Raw genomic sequence first — 18,039 nt, 5'->3', positions numbered from 1 at the left:
TTCAGTAGCCCAGGGTGAAGCGGCGGCGGTTGTGGGCGGGCTTCTCCAGCTCGTCGACGAGGGCGACGGCGTAGTCCTCGGCGGAGATGTGTTCGCCGATCGGCTCGTCCTGGCCGAGCCGGAAGGTGCCGGTGCGCTCGCCCGGGGCGATCGTCAGCGCCGGGGACAGCATCGTCCAGTTGACCTCGTCGCCGGTGGCGCGCAGGTTGTCCAGCGCCTGGGAGACGGTCAGCGACTCGTTCTTGTACGCCGCCGGGAAGTCCGGCGCATCCACCACTCGGTTGCCGTCGACAACCAAACTGCCCGCGCCACCGACCACGATCAGCCGGGTCGCGGTGCCGCTGACCGCGGTGACCAGGGCGTCGATCGCGTCCAGGTACTCCTGGTGGGCGGCACCGGACCGGCTCGGGCCGATCGCCGCGACCAGGGCGTCGGCGTCCGCGGCCAGTTCCTTCGCCGCCGCGACGTCGTTCGCGCTCGCCCGGACCGCGCGGACGCCGGCCGGAAGTTCACCACCGGTTCGAGTGACGCCGGTCACCTCGTGCCCACGGCTGATCGCCTCGGCGGCCACCCGGCTGCCGACCATCCCACTCGCGCCGTACACCGCGATCTTCATTCCCAGTTCCTTTCGCTTGACCTGAACTCGGCTCGATTGCTCTGACCTCGACAGTATCGATTGGTAACTGGCTACTTCAACGTGCTATAAGTACCTTGTGGTAACCAGAGGCAACGTCTTCGACCCGAACTGCCCGACCCGGGTGATCCTGGACCGGATCGGCGACAAGTGGACCGTGCTCGCCGTCCTGCTGCTTCGCGACGGCCCGCTGCGCTTCACCGAGCTCCGCGACGGCATCGGCCGGGTCGCGCCGAAGGTCCTCACCCAGACACTGCGCCGGATGGAACGCGACGGCCTGGTCACCCGCGAGGTGTTCGCCGAGATCCCGCCGCGCGTCGTCTACACGCTCACTCCGCTCGGTTCCTCCTTGATCGCCCCGATCAGTGTCCTGTCCGACTGGGCCGAGATCCACATGCCGGCCATCACCACCGCCCAATCGCAGTACGACGCCGCCCTCTGAACATCACAACCTGAAGTCCGCCGGATCACAGCTCAACCTTTCGGAGCCTTCGGCTCATCACACTCCTGACCGGGTGAGAGCAGGCTGGCGAGGGGTGTGGGATGGATCCAGGACGGGATCTCGAGTTCGCCGAGTTCGTGGACGGACGGTTCACGGCGTTGCAGCGGTTCGGGTACCTGCTGACCGGGGAGTGGCATCTGGCCGAGGACCTCGTCCAGACGAGCCTGACCAAGGTGTGGTTCCACCGGAACTCGTTGCGCAGCGGCAACGCGCTGGAGAGCTATACGCGAACGGTGATGGTGAACACCAGTACGCAGTGGTGGCGCCGGAAATGGAAGGGCGAGACGCCGACGGAGCACCTTCCGGAGCCGGCCGCCCCGTCCGAGTACGGGGTGGTGGACGATCGTGACCTGCTGCTCAGGGCGCTGGCCACCCTCCCCCGGCGTACTCGCGCGACGCTGGTGCTGCGGTACTTCGAGGATCTCCCCGAAGCCGAGATCGCCCAGATCATGGGCTGCTCGATCGGCACCGTGAAGAGCAACGTGTCCCGCGGACTCGCGAAGCTCCGCGAACATCACCTGGTCGCCGCCGTCTCCTCCCCTGCCCAGAAGGAGGGCTGAGCCATGACCGACGAGCTGAAAAGCCGGTTCGAACAACTGGTGGCCGATCCGCCGCCGCCGACCGCCGTACCGAGCGAAGCGGTGTTCAACCGGGTCCGGACGGTCCGCCGGCGACGCGCGACCGGTGTCGTACTGGTGGCAGCCGCCGGCGCGGCCGCGATCGCCCTTGCCCTGGGCAACGTCACGAACATCGGCAGCGCCCCACCCGTGACCAACACCCCAGGCGCCCCGAAATCGGTCATCACCGGCCCACCCACAACCACCCCGAAACCCCCGCCCCCGATCCAGGTAGTCCTCAAACCAACGATCAAGGGCCGCACCGTCACCATGAACATCACGGTCTCCGGCAAGGCATTCATCCCGAAGGTGCAGCCCGAGAACACGGTGCTGCCGGCAACCACGACATTCCTGAATCTGTCGGCCGGCACCGTCTACGGTTTCGGCGACGGCTACAACACCGGATCGGACGGTGGCGCGGTCGACTGCGTCCGGAGCCAGCTCAAGACAGGCTCCGAGAGCTATCAGTCGGAGACGCACACGTTCAAACGCGCGGGCACCTACAAGTTCACCTACACGGTGCGGTACTGCGGAACGAAAGGCTGGTTTCCTACCACCGTGACCACCAAGGTGACGGTCAAATAGTCCAGGCGTGGTCGGAGGTGCCGGTGGTGGGGAGGCCGGCGGCTTTCAGGTCGGTGCGGAGGTCGCGGGGGAGGGCGAAGGTGAGGCTCTCCTCCGCGGTGGTGACCTCCTGGACGTCGGCGTAGCCGCGTTCGGCCAGCCAGCGCAGGACGTCGCGGACCAGCACCTCGGGTACGCTCGCGCCGCTGCTGACCCCGACCGCCTCGACGCCGTCCAGCCAGGCCTCGTCGATCTCGTCGGCGAAGTCGACCAGGTAGCCGGCCTTCGCGCCGTGCTCGACCGCCACCTCGACCAGCCGGACCGAGTTGGACGAGTTGCGGGAGCCGACCACGATCATCAGGTCGGCCTCGGGCGCGAGCTTCTTCACCGCTGCCTGCCGGTTCTGCGTCGCGTAGCAGATGTCGTCGCTCGGCGGGTCCTGCAAGTGCGGGAACCGTTCGCGCAGCCGGCGTACCGTCTCCATCGTCTCGTCGACGGACAGCGTGGTCTGGGACAGCCAGACGACCTTCTCCGGGTCGCGGACGGTCACGTTGGGTACGTCGTCCGGGCCGTCGACCAGGTGTACGTGATCGGGCGCCTCGCCGGACGTACCGATGACTTCCTCATGCCCTTCGTGGCCGATCAGCAGGATGTCGTAGTCGGTGGCCGCGAACCGCTTCGCCTCGTGATGCACCTTCGTCACCAGCGGGCAGGTCGCGTCGATCGTCTTCAACTGCCGCGCGGCCGCCTCCTCGTGCACGACCGGGGCGACCCCGTGCGCGGAGAAGATCACCGTCTCGCCCTCAGGCACCTCGTCGGTCTCGTCGACGAAAATCGCACCGCGCTTCTGCAGGGTCTGCACGACATACTTGTTGTGCACGATCTCCTTGCGCACGTAGACCGGCGGCCCGTACAGGTCGAGCGCCTTCTCCACCGCGACAACAGCCCGGTCCACGCCGGCGCAGTACCCCCGCGGCGCCGCCAGCAGCACCCGCTTGGTCTGCACGGCGGTCGTAGTACCAGGGTCGTCAGGCTGGGCAGTCACGTTCCCAATGGTACGGGCCGCACCCCACCCACTCGACCCACGCCCTGTGACCACCATCACCCCAAGGAGCCGCCCGCCCTGTCCGAACGACTCCCCACGGGAGGTGAACCAGCCCCTCAAGAATCCCCCGAAAACCCCAGCCCCGCAAAGGATTTTCGCCGGTACGGAGGTCAGCTGCCGGCCGTCGGCGCGGGGACACGGTGCGGACGCATTACTCAACGTTAGGGATTGTCGGTGGGGGGTCGTAGGGTCTGGGGGTGGCTTTGGAGACGTCGCCGGATGCGCCCGCGGCCGTTCGCACGATTGCGAACGGGATTGCGAGCTGGATCAATCAGCTCGGGGCGGTGTGGGTCGAGGGGCAGCTGACGGACGTCTCGATCGGGCGCGGGACGACCACCGTTTTCGGTACGCTCCGGGACACCGACGCGGACATCTCGCTGCGCTTCACCTGCAACCGCCGGGTGTTCGAGGCGGTCGACCCGCCGGTCACGGACGGTTCGCGGGTGCTGGTGAACGCCAAACCGAACTTCTTCGCCCGCCGCGGCACGCTCGCGCTCGCGGTGAACGAGATCCGCCACGTCGGCATCGGCGAGCTACTTGCGCGGATCGAGCGCCTCAAGCAGTTGCTGGCCGCGGAGGACCTCTTCGCCGCGTACCGGAAGAAGAAACTGCCCTTCCTCCCGCACACGATCGGCCTGATCTGCGGACGCGACTCGGCCGCCGAGCGGGACGTCCTCGAAAACGCGAAACGCCGCTGGCCCGCGGTCGCGTTCCGGATCGAGTACGCGTCGGTGCAGGGACCGTCCGCGGCCGGCGAGGTGATGAATGCGCTGCGGAAACTCGACGCGGACGAGGCGGTCGAAGTGATCGTGATCGCCCGCGGCGGTGGTTCGCTGGAGGACCTGCTGCCGTTCTCCGACGAGGGCCTGATCCGCGCGGTCGCCAAGACGGGTACGCCGGTGGTGAGCGCGATCGGCCACGAGCCGGACTCCCCTTTGCTCGACCTGGTCGCGGACCTGCGCGCTTCGACGCCGACCGACGCGGCGAAGCGGATCGTGCCGGACGTCCGCGAGGAGCTGGACGGCGTACGCCAGCTGCGGGAGCGCGGGGTGCGAGCGATCAACTCCTGGCTGGACCGGGAGACGCATGCGCTGGCGGCGGTGCGCAGCCGACCGGCTCTGGCCGCTCCGGTGACCGACCTGCAGCGGCGCGGTGACGAGATCCTGGCACTGGTCGAGCGGAACCGGCGCACCCTGACGCACCGGCTGGACCGTGCGAGTGACGACATCACGCACCGGCTGGCGAGTGTCCGGGCGTTGTCCCCGAAGGCGACGCTCGAGCGCGGATACTCGGTGCTGCAACTGGCCGACGGCACCGCCGTCCGGGAAATGGCGCAGGTGGCGCCCGGGGACCTGCTGCAAGCGCGGGTCACCGACGGCCGCTTCGCGGTGGAAGTCAAGTCCGAGGAGACGAAGTGAGCGGCGACCGACCAGAAATGTCCTACGAGCAGGCCCGCGAGGAGCTGGTCGAGGTGGTCCGCAAGCTGGAGGCCGGCGGCACCTCGCTGGAGGAGTCGCTGGCGCTGTGGGAGCGCGGCGAGGAGCTCGCCACCACCTGCCAGCGCTGGCTCGACGGCGCCCGCGAACGCCTCGCCAAAGCCCAGGCCGCCCACGAACAGAAGCCCAACTGACCCCGGCACCCATCCGATCTCCGTCGCCCTGATCTCCGCCGCCGGCTGACCGTCGGCTCAGCTCACCATGCGGCCGGTCAGGCCGATAGCAGGGCGCTGGCGACAGCGGTCAGTCCGGCTTTGAGCCGGTCCAGGTCGAACCCCTGGCCGCGCAGCGCGTTGTGCAGATCGGCCGCGAGCGGAGCCAGCAGTACATGCGCCGTGTAATCAGCGTCCAGCTCCGGCCGCGCCGCCTCGATCAGGAGCGCCAGATGCCGGTGCCAGAGGTGGTACGAGCCGATCCGGTACCGCGCGCCGTCCGACGCGTTCTCGCTGTCCATGAACAGCTCGACATGCCGATCGAGCAACTCCAGGTACGCCTCCAGGAACGCCATCACCCGGACCACCGGCGGCGCTCCGGGCCCGAGCGGCGACGGGCCGTTGATCATCTTGGCCTGCAGTTCCTGCTCACGCTCGTCCAGTAGCGCGACCGCCAGCCCAGCACGGTCCCCGAACCGGCGGAACACGGTCCCCTTCCCCACTCCCGCCTCGGCGGCGATCGCGTCGAGCGACACGTTCTTCACGCCGTGCTCGGTGAACAGCCGGTCGGCCGCCTCCAGGACGCGGAGCCGGTTCCGCCGCGCATCCGCGCGTTCCGGGCGCGGTTCACCGACGACCGGCAAACCCCGTTGTGAAGCGGACCGTGGTCCGGTACTGTCTTCCATGAGACGGACTGTAGTCCGCTAAAGCCTCAGGAGGAAGCAGCCATGACCACCACTCCCGCCCGGATCGCGATCGCGTACCACTCCGGGGCAGGGCACACCGCGCGGCAGGCCGAGGCCGTCGCCACGGGCGCCGCGTCGGTGCCCGGCACCACCACCGATCTGGTCCCGCTGGACGAACTGACCGACGACGCCTGGGCCCGGTTGAACGCCGCGGACGCGATCATCTTCGGCACCCCGACGTACATGGGCAGTCCGAGCTGGGTGTTCAAGAAGTTCGCCGAGGAGAGCGTCAAGATCTGGGCCGCCGACCTCGGCTGGCGGGACAAGATCGCGGCCGGATTCACCAACTCGAAGGCGATGAACGGCGACAAGCTGAACAGCCTCGTCGACCTGGCCGTGTTCGCGGCGCAGCACGGGATGATCTGGGTCGGCCTGGACCTCTATCCGGGCTGGGCGGAGAGCACCGCGAGCATCGAGGACCTGAACCGGCTCGGCAGCTGGCTGGGCGCGATGGCGCAGTCCGACGGCGACCTGTCCGCCGAGAAGGCGCCGCCGGCCACCGACCTGCGGACGGCAGCAGCGCTCGGTGCTCGCGTCGCGACGATCACCCATCGGCACCTACGCGGAGTACAGGCAGCCTGATGGCGTGGCTCATCCTGCTGGTCGCGGCGGCGTTCGAGATCGCGTTCGCACTCAGCCTGAAACCGAGCGAGGGGTTCAGCCGGCTCTGGCCGACGCTCGGGGTGCTGGTGTTCGGCGTGATCTCGGTCGCCCTGCTGGCCAAGACCCTGGACCGGCTCCCGGTCGGCACCGCGTACGCGATCTGGACCGGCCTCGGCTCGGTCGGCGTGGTGACGCTCGGGATCATCCTGTTCGGCGAACCGCTCACACCCGCCCGGCTGGCCTGCATCGCGCTGATCGTCACCGGCGTCGTCGGCCTCCGCCTGGCCGGCGCCGACTGACCACGTCGCCGGCGCGCACTGCTACCTGTTCTGCTCCCAGCCAGTCAGGTGCTGGTGCGGCGCCGGCGGCGAGGCTTTGTGGGCAACGCGTCCGGGTACGCGCCGAGTGCCGGTTCGACCGCCGGCCCGGGCGCCCCGGAGATGACCCGCTGGTACGTCGCCCAGGTACTGATCCGCGGTGGAATGTTGCCGAAGGCATCGACTCTGGTGACCGGATGCTCGCCACTCCCGATCACCTTCCACAGGTCGGCGTCGGCCCGCAGGCCGCGCAGCTCGCCGAACAGCTCCCGGCCGAACCAGCAGGGCTGACTCTCGCCATCGTCATACCGGCAGACACCGATCGGTGTCGCGGCCTCGGCGACGAGGGACCACACCGTCGCGGAGGTGATTCCGGGCTGGTCACCGAGCAGTACGACGATCCCGTCCGCGCGCCGGTCGACCGCGTCCAGTGCCGGCACGATCGATGCGCTGCCGGTGTCGAAGTGCGGCGAGTCCACCACCCGTACGCCATCGAAGTCGATCCGGTCGCGTACCTGACCCGATGCGCTGCCCAAAGTCACGACCAACTGGTCGAAACCGCATTCGCGCGCCACCTGCACCGTCCAGCCGAGGAGCGTGTCGCCTCGATAGGCCAGCAGCTGCCACGGCGTACCCAAATGCGGCGAACTGCCGGCGCCCAGCAGCAACCCCGTGACGAACATCGGCGGGTCAACTCCCCGCCCGGGCAGGCGCAGCCATCAGAGGCCCTCTCGCTAATCCCCGAGCGTGCACGAGCCGATCCTCGATGGAACCGCGCGCCCATCCGACCTGTCAACGCCCGTCCGAAAACCGGTCGCCCCACGCTTGCCCCCTCAGCTGGAGGGTTGGCCCCTGAAAATACGCGGGGCCAACCCTGCACCTGAGGGGCTGACCCCTCAGACGCAGAGTTAGCGCAGGACTGAGGCGAAGGCTTCGAGGTCGGGGTAGCCGGCGTTGCCGGTGACGATTGTGGTGACGCCGGAACCGACCAGGACCAGGGCGTTCTCGCCCTTTCGGTCCAAAAGCACCTTGCGTTGCCAGGTGACCCCGTTCACCGCCGCGGTGCCGTCGTCGGACGTACGCCCGAGCTTGTCGCCGAGGAACTTGCCGGTGGTGACGTTCGACTGCTCCAGGCCGACGTACTTGCGCGCCGACGTCACCACGCCGAGGTGCCAGGTGATCGGCTCCTGCTGCGGCGTACGGAACTCGACGCTGGTCGCACTCCAGCCGGACGGCATCGGCTCCGGCCCGCGGACCCAGGCGGCTGCCTTCTTCGCGTCCTCGAGCTGCGCGGTGTACTCGATCGCCTTGACTTCCTCCTTGTGCGGCCGCCAAGTGACCAGGACCAGGAACGCGACCACCGCCAGGCAGATCGCCAGCGCGAACACCATGTTGCCGACGGTCTGCGACTTCGCCTTGTCCCGCCGGTACGCCTGCCGGTACTCGTTCCGCTCCGCCAGCACCTGGGCGCGTTCGCGCGCCTTGGTGTCGTCGGAAGGACCCTGACCCGTGGAACTCATACCGACAGTGTCTCGTGCCGCCCAATCCGCCCGAACACCGGCCGGAGGCGTTGGCTACGATCCGTGGACATGGACCCGACCACGCCACCTGCCCATCTGGAGGTCGAGGCGCACGCGCCTGACCGGAACCTCGCGCTCGAACTGGTGCGGGTCACCGAGGCCGCCGCGATGGCGGCCGGGCGCTGGGTCGGCCGCGGCGACAAGAACGGCGCCGACGGCGCGGCGGTGAACGCGATGCGTACGCTGATCGGCACCGTCGGGATGGACGGCGTCGTGGTGATCGGCGAGGGCGAGAAGGACAACGCCCCGATGCTCTACAACGGCGAGCAGGTCGGCTCCGGCGAAGGCCCCGCGTGCGACGTCGCGGTCGACCCGGTGGACGGTACGACGCTGGTCGCGAAGGGGATGAACAACGGCATCGCGGTGATGGCGGTGTCGGCGCGGAACTCGATGTACGACCCGTCCGCGGTGTTCTACATGGAGAAACTCGTGGTCGGGCCGGAAGCGGCCGAGGTGGTCGACATCCGGCTGCCGGTCGCGGAGAACATCCGCCGGGTCGCGAAGGCGAAGGGTTCGTCGGTCGACGATGTGACGGTGGTGCTGCTCGACCGGCCGCGGCACGAAGAGCTGGCGACCCAGATCCGGGCCACCGGCGCGCGGATCAAGTTCATCTCCGACGGCGACGTGGCCGGTGCGGTGGAGGCAGCCCGGCCGGACACCGGTCTGGACATGCTGCTCGGCATCGGCGGTACGCCGGAGGGCATCATCGCCGCCTGTGCGATGAAGTGCCTGGGCGGCAAGATCCAGGGCAAGCTCTGGCCGCGCGACGAGGCCGAACGGCAGAAGGCGCTGGACGCCGGGCACGATCTGGACCGGGTGCTCGACACGGATGACCTGGTCAGCGGCGACGACTGCTTCTTCGTGGCCACCGGCATCACCGACGGCGAGCTCCTCCGCGGCGTCCGCTACGGCCGGTCCACAGCGCGTACGCACTCGCTGGTGATGCGCTCGCGCAGCGGCACCATCCGCAGCATCGAGAGCGTCCATCAGCTGACCAAGCTTCGTGCCTACTCGTCCATCGACTTCGAGCACGCCCGATGACCGCGCCTGTGCTGGTAGTCGGGGAAGCCCTCGTAGACATCGTCGGGCAGCCTGGGAAGAACGGCCGGAACGGGAAAGCGCAGGCGACTCCGGGTGGGTCCCCGGCGAATGTGGCGGTGGGGCTGGCCCGGCTGGGGGTGCCCACCGAGTTGGTGACCCGGTTCGGCACCGACGCGTACGGGGATCAGCTTGGCGCGCACCTGTTCGGTAACGGGGTGCAGCTCGCTCCCGGCTCGGTTGACGCCAAGTTCCGGACCAGCACTGCCACGGCGACGCTGGACGCGGCGGGCGTCGCGACGTACCAGTTCGACATCTCCTGGGAGCCGCCGACGCTCTCCCTGTCCCGCGGCTGCCCAGCGGTACACACCGGCTCGATCGCGACCGTACTCGAGCCCGGCGCGGCAGCCATCCACGACTTCCTCAAGTCACTCATCGACCAGCCGGTCACCGTCACTCTCGACCCGAACGCGCGCCCCAGCATCACACCGGACCCGGTGTCGACCTGGTCCGTCGTACGGGAGCTTGCGGCGCTGAGCGACCTGGTCAAGCTGAGTGACGAGGACTGTGAGTTCCTCCGGCCCGGACAGTCACCCGAAGCCATCGCCGAGGAGTTGCTGACGGCGGAGCGTACGCAGTGTGTGGTGATCACCCGCGGCGGCGACGGCGCACTTGGTGTCAGCCGGGACGCACAGGTCGACGTACCAGCGCCGGCGATCAGCGTGGTCGACACAGTAGGCGCAGGCGACTCGTTCATGTCCGCACTGATCGCCGGGCTCAACGCACGTGGACTGCTCGGTGCGAAGCGCCTGGCCGGGCTGGGAGCCTCGGACTTGCACGACGTGGTCGACTACGCGGTGAAGGCGGCTGCGATCACCTGTACGCGCCACGGCGCCGACCCGCCGACCGCGGCCGACCACACGGACAGGTGGGGCGCCTGACATGTCGGCAGACGCATGGGCGGCCGAACTCGAGTCGGAAGGCAGCGTGGTCTTTCCACCTCGCCGCGTACGGGTGTACGCCCGCCTGGCCGGATTCGGCTTGCTGACAGTGGTGTCCGCGCTGACGAACCTCCAGCACCTGCAGAACGACAGCATCTCGGGAACACTCGGCGTACTGCGGCTGACCGCACTGGCCGCGTTCATGTACGGCACCGGGCACGCGATCTGGCAGTTGATCACGAACCGTCCGGTAGTCACTGTGGACAGCGCCGGCATCACCCGCGGCCGCACGCTGCCGTGGAGTGCTATCAGTCGCATTGATGCGCCGGTAGGGCTTCCACTGGCACGCAGCGTCCGCGTCCAGCCGACGGACCGGCGTACGCGCCCACTGACGATCACCCCGGACAACGTCGAGGACCTGGACGCCCTCACCCCGTGGCTGCGCTCCCTGCTGGCCCAGCACCGCAACTAGCTGATGGAGTTTCGGACCGCGCTCAGGTGTTCGCGGGCGAGGGACGCGGCGAGGTCTGCGTCCTTCACCCGGATCGCCTCGGCGATCGCCGCATGGGCCGCCTGGTCGTTCCGGTGCCGGTGCTCCTCGTCCATTTTCAGCATGTCGACCATCGCCCGCCGGATGCGCGGGACGAAGGTGTCGAAGAGCTCGGTCAGCACCGCGTTGTGCGCGGCCGTCACCACCGCACGATGGAACGCCATGTCGGCCTCGATGTACCAGTCGTCCGGCGCGCTGACCGCTGCCCGCCTCCGGTCGGCGAGCGTGTAGCGGAAGTTCTTCAGATCGTCCGGCGTCCGCCGCGCCGCGGCCAGCCGGGCGCCCTCGGTCTCGATCGCCAGCCGTCCCTCGAGTACATCGGTGATGTCGGCCTTCCGGAGCACCTTGTCCCAGTCCTCTGAGGCCTCCAGCGCGAGCACGAACACCCCGGCGCCCTGGCGGCTCTCCAGCACCCGCCGACCGGCCAGCTCACGGACCGCCTCGCGGATCGTCGACCGGCCGACGCCCAGCTGCGCGGCCAGCGTGGTCTCTCCGGGCAGCTTCGCGCCGACCTCCCATTCACCGCTGCCGATCCGGCGCAGCAACTCCTCGGCCGCCTGCTCGGCCAGCGGGTGTCGGCGAATCATGGGGCAAGTGTAGAGGTTCTCAGGTTGTCAGCTTGTCTGAGGAGTTGATACGGTACTCGGCATGTCGACCCTCCGGCTCGCGGGCCTCCTCCTTCTTGGCCGCCACGGCGGGAGCTGATTCGACCGGCGCTCCCTCCGTGGAGTGCCGTCGTCCGCCGGTCCACCGCTTTGGACCCTGGAAGGACCCCCGATCGTGAACCGTCAGCAACCCTCCCCCATGCCCAGCAACCGCTACCGCGACGTCTTCGCCAAGGTCCCGGTCGCGCCGGTCGATCGCACCTGGCCGGACAACCGCATCACCAGCGCTCCGCTGTGGGTACCGGTCGACCTCCGGGACGGCAACCAGGCGCTGGCCGACCCGATGGACCCCGAGCGGAAGCGGAAGTTCTTCGAGCTGATGGTTGCCATCGGCTACAAAGAGATCGAGGTCGGCTACCCGTCCGCGTCCCAGACCGACTTCGACTTCGTCCGGCTGCTCGCCACGTCGGACCTGGTCCCGCCGGACGTCACCATCGTGGTCTTCACCCCGGCCCGCAAGGACCTGATCGAGCGTACGGTCGAATCGGTCGCCGGCCTCCGCGGCGACGTGGTGATCCACATGTACGCGGCAACCGCGCCGGTGTGGCGGGACGTCGTACTGCGCCGTACGCGGGACGAACTGGCCGCGATGATCCACGCCGGATCGGCGGAGATCCAGCGGCTGGCCGGCGACAACGTACGCTTCCAGTTCTCACCCGAGGTGTACAACCTGACCGAGCCGGACTTCATCCTCGAACTCGCGGACCACCTGACCAAACAATGGGACGCGACCGCGGAACGCCCGGTGATCCTGAACCTGCCGGCCACCGTCGAGGTCGCGACTCCGAACGTGTACGCCGACCAGATCGAGTACATGCACCAGAACCTGCCACGGCGCGACGGCGTCATCTTGTCGGTCCACCCGCACAACGACCGCGGCACCGGGATCGCCTGCGCCGAGCTCGCCGTTCTGGCCGGTGCGCAACGCGTCGAGGGCTGCGTCTTCGGCAACGGCGAACGCACCGGCAACGTCGACATCGCCACCCTCGCGCTGAACCTGCACGCACAGGGCGTGGACCCGATGATCGACTTCTCGGACATCGACCGGATCAAGGACGTGGTCGAGTACTGCACCCGGATGCCGATTCATCCGCGGCATCCGTACGTCGGCGAACTCGTGTACACCGCGTTCTCCGGTACGCATCAGGATGCGATCCGGAAGGGGTTCGCGGTCCAAGGACCTGGATTCTGGGAGGTGCCGTACCTCCCGATCGATCCGGCCGATGTCGGACGCGGGTACGAGGCGGTGGTCCGGGTGAACAGTCAGTCCGGTAAAGGTGGGATCGCGCACGTACTGGAATCCGTGTACGGCGTACGGTTGCCGGCTGAGCAGGAAGCGGTGTTCGCGCGGCACGTCCAGGAGTACACGGACCGGACCGGGCGGGAAGCGACGGCGGAAGAGCTGAAGGCGTTGTACGAGGAGGTTTACGGGTGCTCGAACTGAAGGACGTCGACTTCGTCCGGGACGGCAAACCGCTGCTCACCGGGGTGTCGCTGACCGCGGCCGAGGGTGAACGCTGGGCGCTGCTCGGGCCGAACGGCGCCGGGAAGAGCACGATGCTCGGGTTGTGCGGCGCGGTCACGCACCCGACCCGCGGCACGGTCGAGATCCTCGGCAAACGGCTGGGTACGGTCGACATCCGTACGCTCCGCGAGTCCATCGGCCACGTGAACCCGCGCCACCCGCTGCGCTCGCCGCTCACCATCCACGACGTGGTCCTGACCGGCCTCACCGGCACCATCGAACGCATGCCCCGCTGGGAACCGACGGCTGAGCAGGCCGCTCGCGCCTATGAGCTGATCGACCTCCTCGGCGTCGGCGCCCACGCCAAGTCGCCCTGGACCACCATCTCCCAAGGCGAACGCGGCCGCGCGCTGATCGCCCGCGCCCTCATCTCCGACCCCAAACTCCTGCTCCTGGACGAGCCCTCCACCGGACTCGACGTCGCCGCCCGCGAACAACTCCTCGAAACCCTCGACCAGATCCACACCTCACATCCCCACCTCACCTGGCTCCTGGTCACCCATCACCTCGAAGAACTCCCCACCTGCACCACCCACGCCGCCCTCCTCCGCGACGGCCGCCTACTCGCCACCGGCCCGGTGGACGACGTCCTCACCACACCCCTGATCACCCAAACCTTCGCCCACCCCATCCAAATAACCCACCACGCCGGCCGCTGGACAGCCACCACCCACCGCAACTAACCAGCCCCAGCCCGGCACAGATCCCGGCAATCCAGAAGCACACCCTGGCGTCCGACCGCGCAGAATCCACTGCCCACACCGCACGAGCAGTGGCCGGCGCAGCGACGACGTACTCGATCGGTGTGACGTCACCGATGCGGAGGAAGTAGTCGCCCGGGGCCTGGCGCGTTTTGATCTGGTAGTCGGTCCCGCCAACGGCGTACTGGACGTTGGCCGCGCCGGCACCTTTGGAGTACCACGCTGGGCCGTGCGTGCTGACGACCGTCCCGCTGACCGTCGCGGTCGGCTGATCGAGCGGCCGCGACGTGTACCACGAGTACAGCCCGATGCCTCCGAAGGCTGCCACCAGGAATGCGAAGAACTGCACCAGAGCCAGAAGCCGTCTGTCGCCACGTGGTTTTGTCCTGGAGCGCTTCATAGGGCAAGTGTTGTGCATTACAGTGAGCCTGCTCCGGGGGGGAGGTGGGAGGCTGGGGGACTTGGTGCGGGTTATGGGTGAGCGGCTGCCTGAAGCGTGGATGGTGGAGTGGCACCGGAATCGGCGGGTGGAGTTCGCGCTGCGTCGGTCGGCGTTCCTGTGGCCGTCGACGATTCCGTTCGCGCTGATCGGACTCGGGGCGCTGCCGCGATTGTTCTTCGGCGAGTGGCATGTCATCAGCTATGTGGTGATCGCGTTGTACGCGGTGGCCGTCTGCGGGATCAGTTGGCAGCTCATCACCCAGCGGCCGGTTGTCGTTGTCGATCATCGCGGCATCCACTACGGGCGCCGGCGGTTCATGGCCTGGGACGACATCAGTTCGATCGACCTGCCGTACGGCTCGAAGCTGATGCGCCAGCTACCCATCAGCCCGAAGGACATCTGGGCCAAGCGGCTCGTACTGACGCAGCACCACGTCAGCGACCTGGAAACCTTCCGCACCTGGCTCAACGAACTCCTGATCGAGCACCGCCAAGCACCTTCCCCCGAGCGTACGAGCTGATGCCCGACCTAGGCGATCAGCCCCCGACAAGCTGGACCGTCCAACGGGACCGCGCCGGCCAAGTTGTCTTCCCGCTCCGCCGGCGGTTCATCCTCTGGCAGACCGCATTCCAGCTCTTCATGTTCCTGCCGAGCATGCTGCTCCTCGTCGCCGGCACGGAACACGCGGACGGCTACAGATTCGTCCTGATCGCCGTGTACGCGTCGGTGCTCGGCGTTTCCGCCTGGAGATTCATCGCCCAACGCCCGCGCGTGATCATCAACCACGAGGGCATCCGCCGCGGCCGCAAGTTCCTCCCCTGGACCGACATCCGCACGATCGGCCCCGTCACCGGCCCACCCTGGGAGCGCTCCCTCCCCATCACCCCAAGAACCCCCACCCGGAAGCGCCTCCACCTCCCCCGCGAAAACATCCGCAACCTCCCCGCCCTCCACACCTGGCTGGAGAAGTCCCACCCAGCCCACCGCGAACCAACCACGACACTGACCGAGCACAGCTGATGCGCGCGTCCCAACCCACCCGCTCAGCCACCTCAGTTCTAGTCACCCGTCGACTACAGCATGTGACAAACTGAAGGGCCAACTCACGAAGTGTGCTGCTTCAGGTAGGGCTCGTCCGGCGGCGGAGCAGGTGTTGCCGGGTGGGGTGGCGGGTCAGGTCAGGCCGAGGCGTTTGGTGAGGCGGGGGCCTCGTTTGATTTTGATTTCGCCGAGGATGGCGGTGCCGCGGATGTGGAAGCGTTTGGGGGTGGTGGGGTTGGCGTTGGGGTCGGGGACCGCCTTCAGGCCGGCTTCCTGTTCGGTGACCGAGCCGAGGATGGGGTTGCTGTCCAGGACGACGATCGCGTTCTGGGGTACGCGGATCTTCACGTCGGCGAGGATGGACTTCACGTCGACCACGATCTCGTCGTACGGGATGTTCGCCTCGGTGTAGTCGAGGGTGACGTCGCCGAGCACCGCGTGCACTTCCTGGCGCTGCGGCACCAGCCAGTTGCCCATCCGCTTGGTCTCGGACATGAACACGTTGATCACCGGACCGGACTCGACCATCGCGCCGCCGCTGTACTGCGGGTGCACGGCCGGTACGCCCTGCGCCGCACCGGGCGCGCGCGGCCCGTTCGGAAGGTCGGCGGTCAGCTCGACCAGTTCGCCGTACGTCTTGGAGCTGTACAGCGACTCGAGCCGCTCCTCGAGCTCACCGTACGAGAGCCGGCCCTCGCCCGCGGCCTCGCGGAGCACGTCGGCGACCTCCTCCCGTTCGAGGTCGGACACCCGCCGCCGCAGCGCCAACTCGTCGCCACTCGGCATCGGCGCGACATCCTGCGGTCGCTGCTGCTGGGGAACGCCATCCCGGGGAACGTCATCCTGAGCCACGGCAAAACCATACGCGTGCCCACCCCCACTCGGAGACCCGTTTCCTCCCCCATTCACCCCTGATCCGGCCCCTGATCGGAGCAGATTAGGCTTTGGTCAGTCCACTTCATCTGGAGGTATGCCCGGTGTCTGCCGACTTCAACTACTCCGACTTGTTGCCGCTGGGTGCCGATGAGACGGAGTACCGGCTGCTGACGACCGAGGGTGTCAGCACATTCACCGTGGGCGACCGGACCTTCCTGCAGGTACAGCCCGAGGTACTGCAGGCGCTGACCGCGGAGGCGATGCACGACATCTCGCACTACCTGCGGACCGCGCACCTCGAGCAGCTCCGGCGGATCATCGACGACCCGGAGGCGTCCGGCAACGACCGGTTCGTCGCGCTCGACCTGCTGAAGAACGCGAACATCTCGGCCGGCGGCGTACTCCCGATGTGCCAGGACACCGGTACCGCGATCGTGATGGGCAAGAAGTCCGAGGGCGTACTGACCGGTGCCGCCGACGAGGAGTGGATCAGCCGCGGCGTGTACGACGCGTACACGAAACTGAACCTGCGCTACAGCCAGATGGCGCCGTTGACCATGTGGGACGAGAAGAACACCGGCTCGAACCTGCCGGCCCAGATCGAGCTCTACTCCACTCCGGGTACCGGCGACCCGGCGTACAAGTTCCTGTTCATGGCCAAGGGCGGCGGCTCCGCGAACAAGTCGTTCCTGTACCAGGAGACCAAGGCGGTTCTGAACCCGAACCGGATGATGGAGTTCCTGGACGAGAAGATCCGTTCGCTCGGTACGGCGGCCTGCCCTCCGTACCATCTCGCGATCGTCGTCGGCGGTACTTCGGCCGAGTACGCGCTGAAGACCGCGAAGTACGCCTCGGCGCACTACCTGGACACGCTGCCGACGACGGGATCGCCGATCGGGCACGGCTTCCGGGATGTGGAGCTGGAGGAAGAGGTCTTCAAGCTGACGCAGCAGTTCGGGATCGGCGCGCAGTTCGGCGGGAAGTACTTCTGCCACGACGTGCGCGTGATCCGGCTGCCGCGGCACGGCGCGTCCTGCCCGGTCGCGATCGCGGTGTCCTGCTCGGCGGACCGGCAGGCGCTGGCGAAGATCACGTCGGAGGGTGTGTTCCTGGAGCAGCTCGAGCGTGAACCGGCGCGGTTCCTGCCGGACACCACCGACGAGCACCTGGACGACTCCGAGGTCGTGCGCGTCGACCTGAACCGGCCGATGAGCGAGATCCGCGCGGAGCTGTCCAAGCTGCCGGTGAAGACGCGGCTGTCACTGTCCGGTCCGCTCGTGGTCGCGCGGGACATCGCGCACGCGAAGATCAAGGAGCGGCTGGACGCGGGCGAGCCGATGCCCTCGTACTTGCGGGATCACGCGGTGTACTACGCGGGGCCGGCGAAGACGCCCGAGGGGTACGCGTCCGGTTCGTTCGGCCCGACGACGGCGGGCCGGATGGATGCGTACGTGGACCAGTTCCAGGCGGCCGGCGGGTCCTTCGTGATGCTTGCCAAGGGCAACCGGTCGGCGAAGGTGACGGCGGCGTGCAAGGAGCACGGCGGCTTCTACCTCGGCTCGATCGGCGGTCCGGCGGCGCGGCTGGCGCAGGACTGCATCAAGTCGGTCGACGTGATCGAGTACGCGGAACTCGGGATGGAAGCGATCTGGAAGATCCAGGTCGAGGACTTCCCCGCGTTCATCGTGGTCGACGACAAGGGCAACGACTTCTTCACGTCCACCGCCAAACCGGTCCCCCTCACCGTCCGCCCCCGCAGCTGACCCCTCAGCCGGCTTTGGTTTCGAGCTCCTCGGGGAGCTTGGCCAGCAGAGCTCTGGTGGCCTTCACGAGATCGGCTTCGTTGTGCCCGAACGCCTGAAGATAACTGCCGAGGGCCGAGCGCAGCAGCTGAAGCTCCTCGGTCTGCAACTCGATGGTGTACATGTTTCCAAGTTAAGGCCG

The 18,039-nt window shown here is 68.1% G+C and carries 23 protein-coding genes; 15 read left to right on the top strand and 8 right to left on the bottom strand.

Annotated elements, in window-relative coordinates; all coding sequences use genetic code 11:
- Position 1: 1 nt before the first annotated feature.
- Positions 2-616, bottom strand: a complete 615-nt coding sequence (locus tag ABD260_RS24700) for an NAD(P)-dependent oxidoreductase (RefSeq protein ID WP_344236826.1) — start codon at positions 614-616, stop codon at positions 2-4.
- Between the two features lie 97 nt (positions 617-713).
- Between ABD260_RS24700 and ABD260_RS24695 the strand changes: the two genes are divergently transcribed.
- From ABD260_RS24695 to ABD260_RS24685, 3 genes are all read left to right on the top strand, one after another.
- A complete protein-coding gene (locus tag ABD260_RS24695; protein WP_344236824.1) occupies positions 714-1,076 on the top strand; it encodes a winged helix-turn-helix transcriptional regulator in 363 nt (120 codons plus the stop codon).
- 101 nt (positions 1,077-1,177) lie between these two features.
- Entirely contained in the window at positions 1,178-1,696 is a 519-nt protein-coding gene (locus ABD260_RS24690) for a SigE family RNA polymerase sigma factor (protein ID WP_344236822.1), read from the top strand.
- A 3-nt stretch (positions 1,697-1,699) separates the two neighbouring features.
- Positions 1,700-2,338, top strand: a complete 639-nt coding sequence (locus ABD260_RS24685) for a hypothetical protein (RefSeq protein ID WP_344236820.1) — start codon at positions 1,700-1,702, stop codon at positions 2,336-2,338.
- Here ABD260_RS24685 and ABD260_RS24680 read toward each other — a convergent pair.
- The gene (locus ABD260_RS24680) at positions 2,331-3,419 is read right to left on the bottom strand and encodes a 4-hydroxy-3-methylbut-2-enyl diphosphate reductase (RefSeq protein ID WP_344236818.1); all 1,089 of its coding nucleotides are present in this window, start codon (positions 3,417-3,419) and stop codon (positions 2,331-2,333) included. The two genes, ABD260_RS24685 and ABD260_RS24680, sit on opposite strands and share 8 nt — an antisense overlap.
- Positions 3,420-3,619: 200 nt before the next feature.
- Between ABD260_RS24680 and xseA the strand changes: the two genes are divergently transcribed.
- Together xseA and ABD260_RS24670 are read left to right on the top strand one after the other, a co-directional pair.
- Entirely contained in the window at positions 3,620-4,840 is a 1,221-nt protein-coding gene (gene xseA, locus ABD260_RS24675) for an exodeoxyribonuclease VII large subunit (protein ID WP_344236816.1), read from the top strand.
- Positions 4,841-4,857: 17 nt separating this feature from the next.
- The gene (locus ABD260_RS24670; RefSeq protein WP_344237121.1) at positions 4,858-5,052 is read left to right on the top strand and encodes an exodeoxyribonuclease VII small subunit; all 195 of its coding nucleotides are present in this window, start codon (positions 4,858-4,860) and stop codon (positions 5,050-5,052) included.
- A 77-nt stretch (positions 5,053-5,129) separates the two neighbouring features.
- On the opposite strand, the gene ABD260_RS24665 is transcribed toward ABD260_RS24670, so the two are convergent.
- Positions 5,130-5,756, bottom strand: a complete 627-nt coding sequence (locus ABD260_RS24665; RefSeq protein ID WP_344236814.1) for a TetR/AcrR family transcriptional regulator — start codon at positions 5,754-5,756, stop codon at positions 5,130-5,132.
- Between the two features lie 42 nt (positions 5,757-5,798).
- Between ABD260_RS24665 and ABD260_RS24660 the strand changes: the two genes are divergently transcribed.
- Positions 5,799-6,398 (top strand): flavodoxin family protein, encoded by a 600-nt coding sequence (locus ABD260_RS24660; RefSeq protein ID WP_344236812.1) that lies wholly within the window; start codon positions 5,799-5,801, stop codon positions 6,396-6,398.
- Positions 6,398-6,718: a DMT family transporter gene (locus ABD260_RS24655; RefSeq protein ID WP_344236810.1), complete on the top strand. Its 321-nt coding sequence runs from the start codon at positions 6,398-6,400 to the stop codon at positions 6,716-6,718. The genes ABD260_RS24660 and ABD260_RS24655 overlap by 1 nt, the downstream gene beginning before the upstream one ends.
- 44 nt (positions 6,719-6,762) lie before the next feature.
- Here the strand turns inward: ABD260_RS24655 and ABD260_RS24650 are convergent, their stop codons facing one another.
- Together ABD260_RS24650 and ABD260_RS24645 are read right to left on the bottom strand one after the other, a co-directional pair.
- Positions 6,763-7,419, bottom strand: coding sequence for a nucleotidyltransferase family protein (locus ABD260_RS24650; RefSeq protein ID WP_344236808.1), 657 nt, complete (start codon positions 7,417-7,419; stop codon positions 6,763-6,765).
- Between the two features lie 225 nt (positions 7,420-7,644).
- Positions 7,645-8,256, bottom strand: coding sequence for a DUF4245 domain-containing protein (locus ABD260_RS24645; RefSeq protein WP_344236806.1), 612 nt, complete (start codon positions 8,254-8,256; stop codon positions 7,645-7,647).
- Positions 8,257-8,325: 69 nt separating this feature from the next.
- On the opposite strand from ABD260_RS24645, the gene glpX reads away from it, so the two are divergent.
- Genes glpX through ABD260_RS24630 form a run of 3 tightly spaced genes read left to right on the top strand, consistent with a single transcriptional unit; the run spans position 8,326 to position 10,767 of the window.
- Positions 8,326-9,357 carry a class II fructose-bisphosphatase gene (gene glpX, locus ABD260_RS24640; protein ID WP_344236804.1) on the top strand — a complete coding sequence of 344 codons (1,032 nt, stop codon included), beginning with the start codon at positions 8,326-8,328 and terminating at the stop codon, positions 9,355-9,357.
- On the top strand, positions 9,354-10,295 hold the full coding sequence (locus ABD260_RS24635; RefSeq protein ID WP_344236802.1) for a carbohydrate kinase family protein: 942 nt from the start codon (positions 9,354-9,356) through the stop codon (positions 10,293-10,295). Before glpX ends, ABD260_RS24635 begins: the two co-directional genes overlap by 4 nt.
- A 1-nt stretch (position 10,296) precedes the next feature.
- Entirely contained in the window at positions 10,297-10,767 is a 471-nt protein-coding gene (locus ABD260_RS24630; protein ID WP_344236800.1) for a hypothetical protein, read from the top strand.
- On the opposite strand, the gene ABD260_RS24625 is transcribed toward ABD260_RS24630, so the two are convergent.
- Positions 10,764-11,432 carry a FadR/GntR family transcriptional regulator gene (locus ABD260_RS24625; RefSeq protein ID WP_344236798.1) on the bottom strand — a complete coding sequence of 223 codons (669 nt, stop codon included), beginning with the start codon at positions 11,430-11,432 and terminating at the stop codon, positions 10,764-10,766. The genes ABD260_RS24630 and ABD260_RS24625 overlap by 4 nt on opposite strands.
- Positions 11,433-11,625: 193 nt before the next feature.
- On the opposite strand from ABD260_RS24625, the gene ABD260_RS24620 reads away from it, so the two are divergent.
- From ABD260_RS24620 to ABD260_RS24605, 4 genes are all read left to right on the top strand, one after another.
- Complete coding sequence (locus ABD260_RS24620; protein ID WP_344236796.1) at positions 11,626-12,954, top strand: 2-isopropylmalate synthase; 1,329 nt, start codon at positions 11,626-11,628, stop codon at positions 12,952-12,954.
- Positions 12,942-13,718 (top strand): ABC transporter ATP-binding protein, encoded by a 777-nt coding sequence (locus ABD260_RS24615; protein ID WP_344236794.1) that lies wholly within the window; start codon positions 12,942-12,944, stop codon positions 13,716-13,718. Before ABD260_RS24620 ends, ABD260_RS24615 begins: the two co-directional genes overlap by 13 nt.
- A gap of 491 nt (positions 13,719-14,209) precedes the next feature.
- Positions 14,210-14,698 (top strand): hypothetical protein, encoded by a 489-nt coding sequence (locus ABD260_RS24610; RefSeq protein WP_344236792.1) that lies wholly within the window; start codon positions 14,210-14,212, stop codon positions 14,696-14,698.
- Complete coding sequence (locus ABD260_RS24605; RefSeq protein WP_344236790.1) at positions 14,698-15,198, top strand: hypothetical protein; 501 nt, start codon at positions 14,698-14,700, stop codon at positions 15,196-15,198. Before ABD260_RS24610 ends, ABD260_RS24605 begins: the two co-directional genes overlap by 1 nt.
- Before the next feature lie 153 nt (positions 15,199-15,351).
- Here ABD260_RS24605 and ABD260_RS24600 read toward each other — a convergent pair whose 3' ends face one another.
- Positions 15,352-16,071 (bottom strand): DUF1707 SHOCT-like domain-containing protein, encoded by a 720-nt coding sequence (locus ABD260_RS24600; protein ID WP_344236788.1) that lies wholly within the window; start codon positions 16,069-16,071, stop codon positions 15,352-15,354.
- 125 nt (positions 16,072-16,196) lie between these two features.
- Here ABD260_RS24600 and ABD260_RS24595 point away from each other — a divergent pair, with 125 nt between their 5' ends.
- Positions 16,197-17,858, top strand: coding sequence for a fumarate hydratase (locus tag ABD260_RS24595; RefSeq protein ID WP_344236786.1), 1,662 nt, complete (start codon positions 16,197-16,199; stop codon positions 17,856-17,858).
- Positions 17,859-17,862: 4 nt separating this feature from the next.
- Here ABD260_RS24595 and ABD260_RS24590 read toward each other — a convergent pair whose 3' ends face one another.
- On the bottom strand, positions 17,863-18,021 hold the full coding sequence (locus tag ABD260_RS24590; RefSeq protein WP_184841447.1) for a hypothetical protein: 159 nt from the start codon (positions 18,019-18,021) through the stop codon (positions 17,863-17,865).
- Between the last annotated feature and the right edge of the window lie 18 nt (positions 18,022-18,039).

The organism is Kribbella hippodromi (assembly GCF_039531045.1).
Taxonomy (GTDB): Bacteria; Actinomycetota; Actinomycetes; order Propionibacteriales; family Kribbellaceae; genus Kribbella; species Kribbella hippodromi.
This window is presented reverse-complemented; position numbering and strand designations above follow the sequence as displayed.

What these genes read in the sequence shown, in the direction of transcription:
- ABD260_RS24700 (WP_344236826.1), bottom strand. Translation starts at nt 616, where the DNA reads ATGAAGATCGCGGTGTACGGCGCGAGTGGGATGGTCGGCAGCCGGGTG.
- ABD260_RS24690 (WP_344236822.1), top strand. Translation starts at nt 1,178, where the DNA reads ATGGATCCAGGACGGGATCTCGAGTTCGCCGAGTTCGTGGACGGACGG.
- ABD260_RS24685 (WP_344236820.1), top strand. Translation starts at nt 1,700, where the DNA reads ATGACCGACGAGCTGAAAAGCCGGTTCGAACAACTGGTGGCCGATCCG.
- ABD260_RS24680 (WP_344236818.1), bottom strand. Translation starts at nt 3,419, where the DNA reads ATGGTGGTCACAGGGCGTGGGTCGAGTGGGTGGGGTGCGGCCCGTACC.
- ABD260_RS24670 (WP_344237121.1), top strand. Translation starts at nt 4,858, where the DNA reads ATGTCCTACGAGCAGGCCCGCGAGGAGCTGGTCGAGGTGGTCCGCAAG.
- ABD260_RS24665 (WP_344236814.1), bottom strand. Translation starts at nt 5,756, where the DNA reads ATGGAAGACAGTACCGGACCACGGTCCGCTTCACAACGGGGTTTGCCG.
- ABD260_RS24660 (WP_344236812.1), top strand. Translation starts at nt 5,799, where the DNA reads ATGACCACCACTCCCGCCCGGATCGCGATCGCGTACCACTCCGGGGCA.
- ABD260_RS24655 (WP_344236810.1), top strand. Translation starts at nt 6,398, where the DNA reads ATGGCGTGGCTCATCCTGCTGGTCGCGGCGGCGTTCGAGATCGCGTTC.
- ABD260_RS24650 (WP_344236808.1), bottom strand. Translation starts at nt 7,419, where the DNA reads ATGTTCGTCACGGGGTTGCTGCTGGGCGCCGGCAGTTCGCCGCATTTG.
- ABD260_RS24645 (WP_344236806.1), bottom strand. Translation starts at nt 8,256, where the DNA reads ATGAGTTCCACGGGTCAGGGTCCTTCCGACGACACCAAGGCGCGCGAA.
- glpX (WP_344236804.1), top strand. Translation starts at nt 8,326, where the DNA reads ATGGACCCGACCACGCCACCTGCCCATCTGGAGGTCGAGGCGCACGCG.
- ABD260_RS24635 (WP_344236802.1), top strand. Translation starts at nt 9,354, where the DNA reads ATGACCGCGCCTGTGCTGGTAGTCGGGGAAGCCCTCGTAGACATCGTC.
- ABD260_RS24630 (WP_344236800.1), top strand. Translation starts at nt 10,297, where the DNA reads ATGTCGGCAGACGCATGGGCGGCCGAACTCGAGTCGGAAGGCAGCGTG.
- ABD260_RS24625 (WP_344236798.1), bottom strand. Translation starts at nt 11,432, where the DNA reads ATGATTCGCCGACACCCGCTGGCCGAGCAGGCGGCCGAGGAGTTGCTG.
- ABD260_RS24610 (WP_344236792.1), top strand. Translation starts at nt 14,210, where the DNA reads ATGGGTGAGCGGCTGCCTGAAGCGTGGATGGTGGAGTGGCACCGGAAT.
- ABD260_RS24605 (WP_344236790.1), top strand. Translation starts at nt 14,698, where the DNA reads ATGCCCGACCTAGGCGATCAGCCCCCGACAAGCTGGACCGTCCAACGG.
- ABD260_RS24590 (WP_184841447.1), bottom strand. Translation starts at nt 18,021, where the DNA reads ATGTACACCATCGAGTTGCAGACCGAGGAGCTTCAGCTGCTGCGCTCG.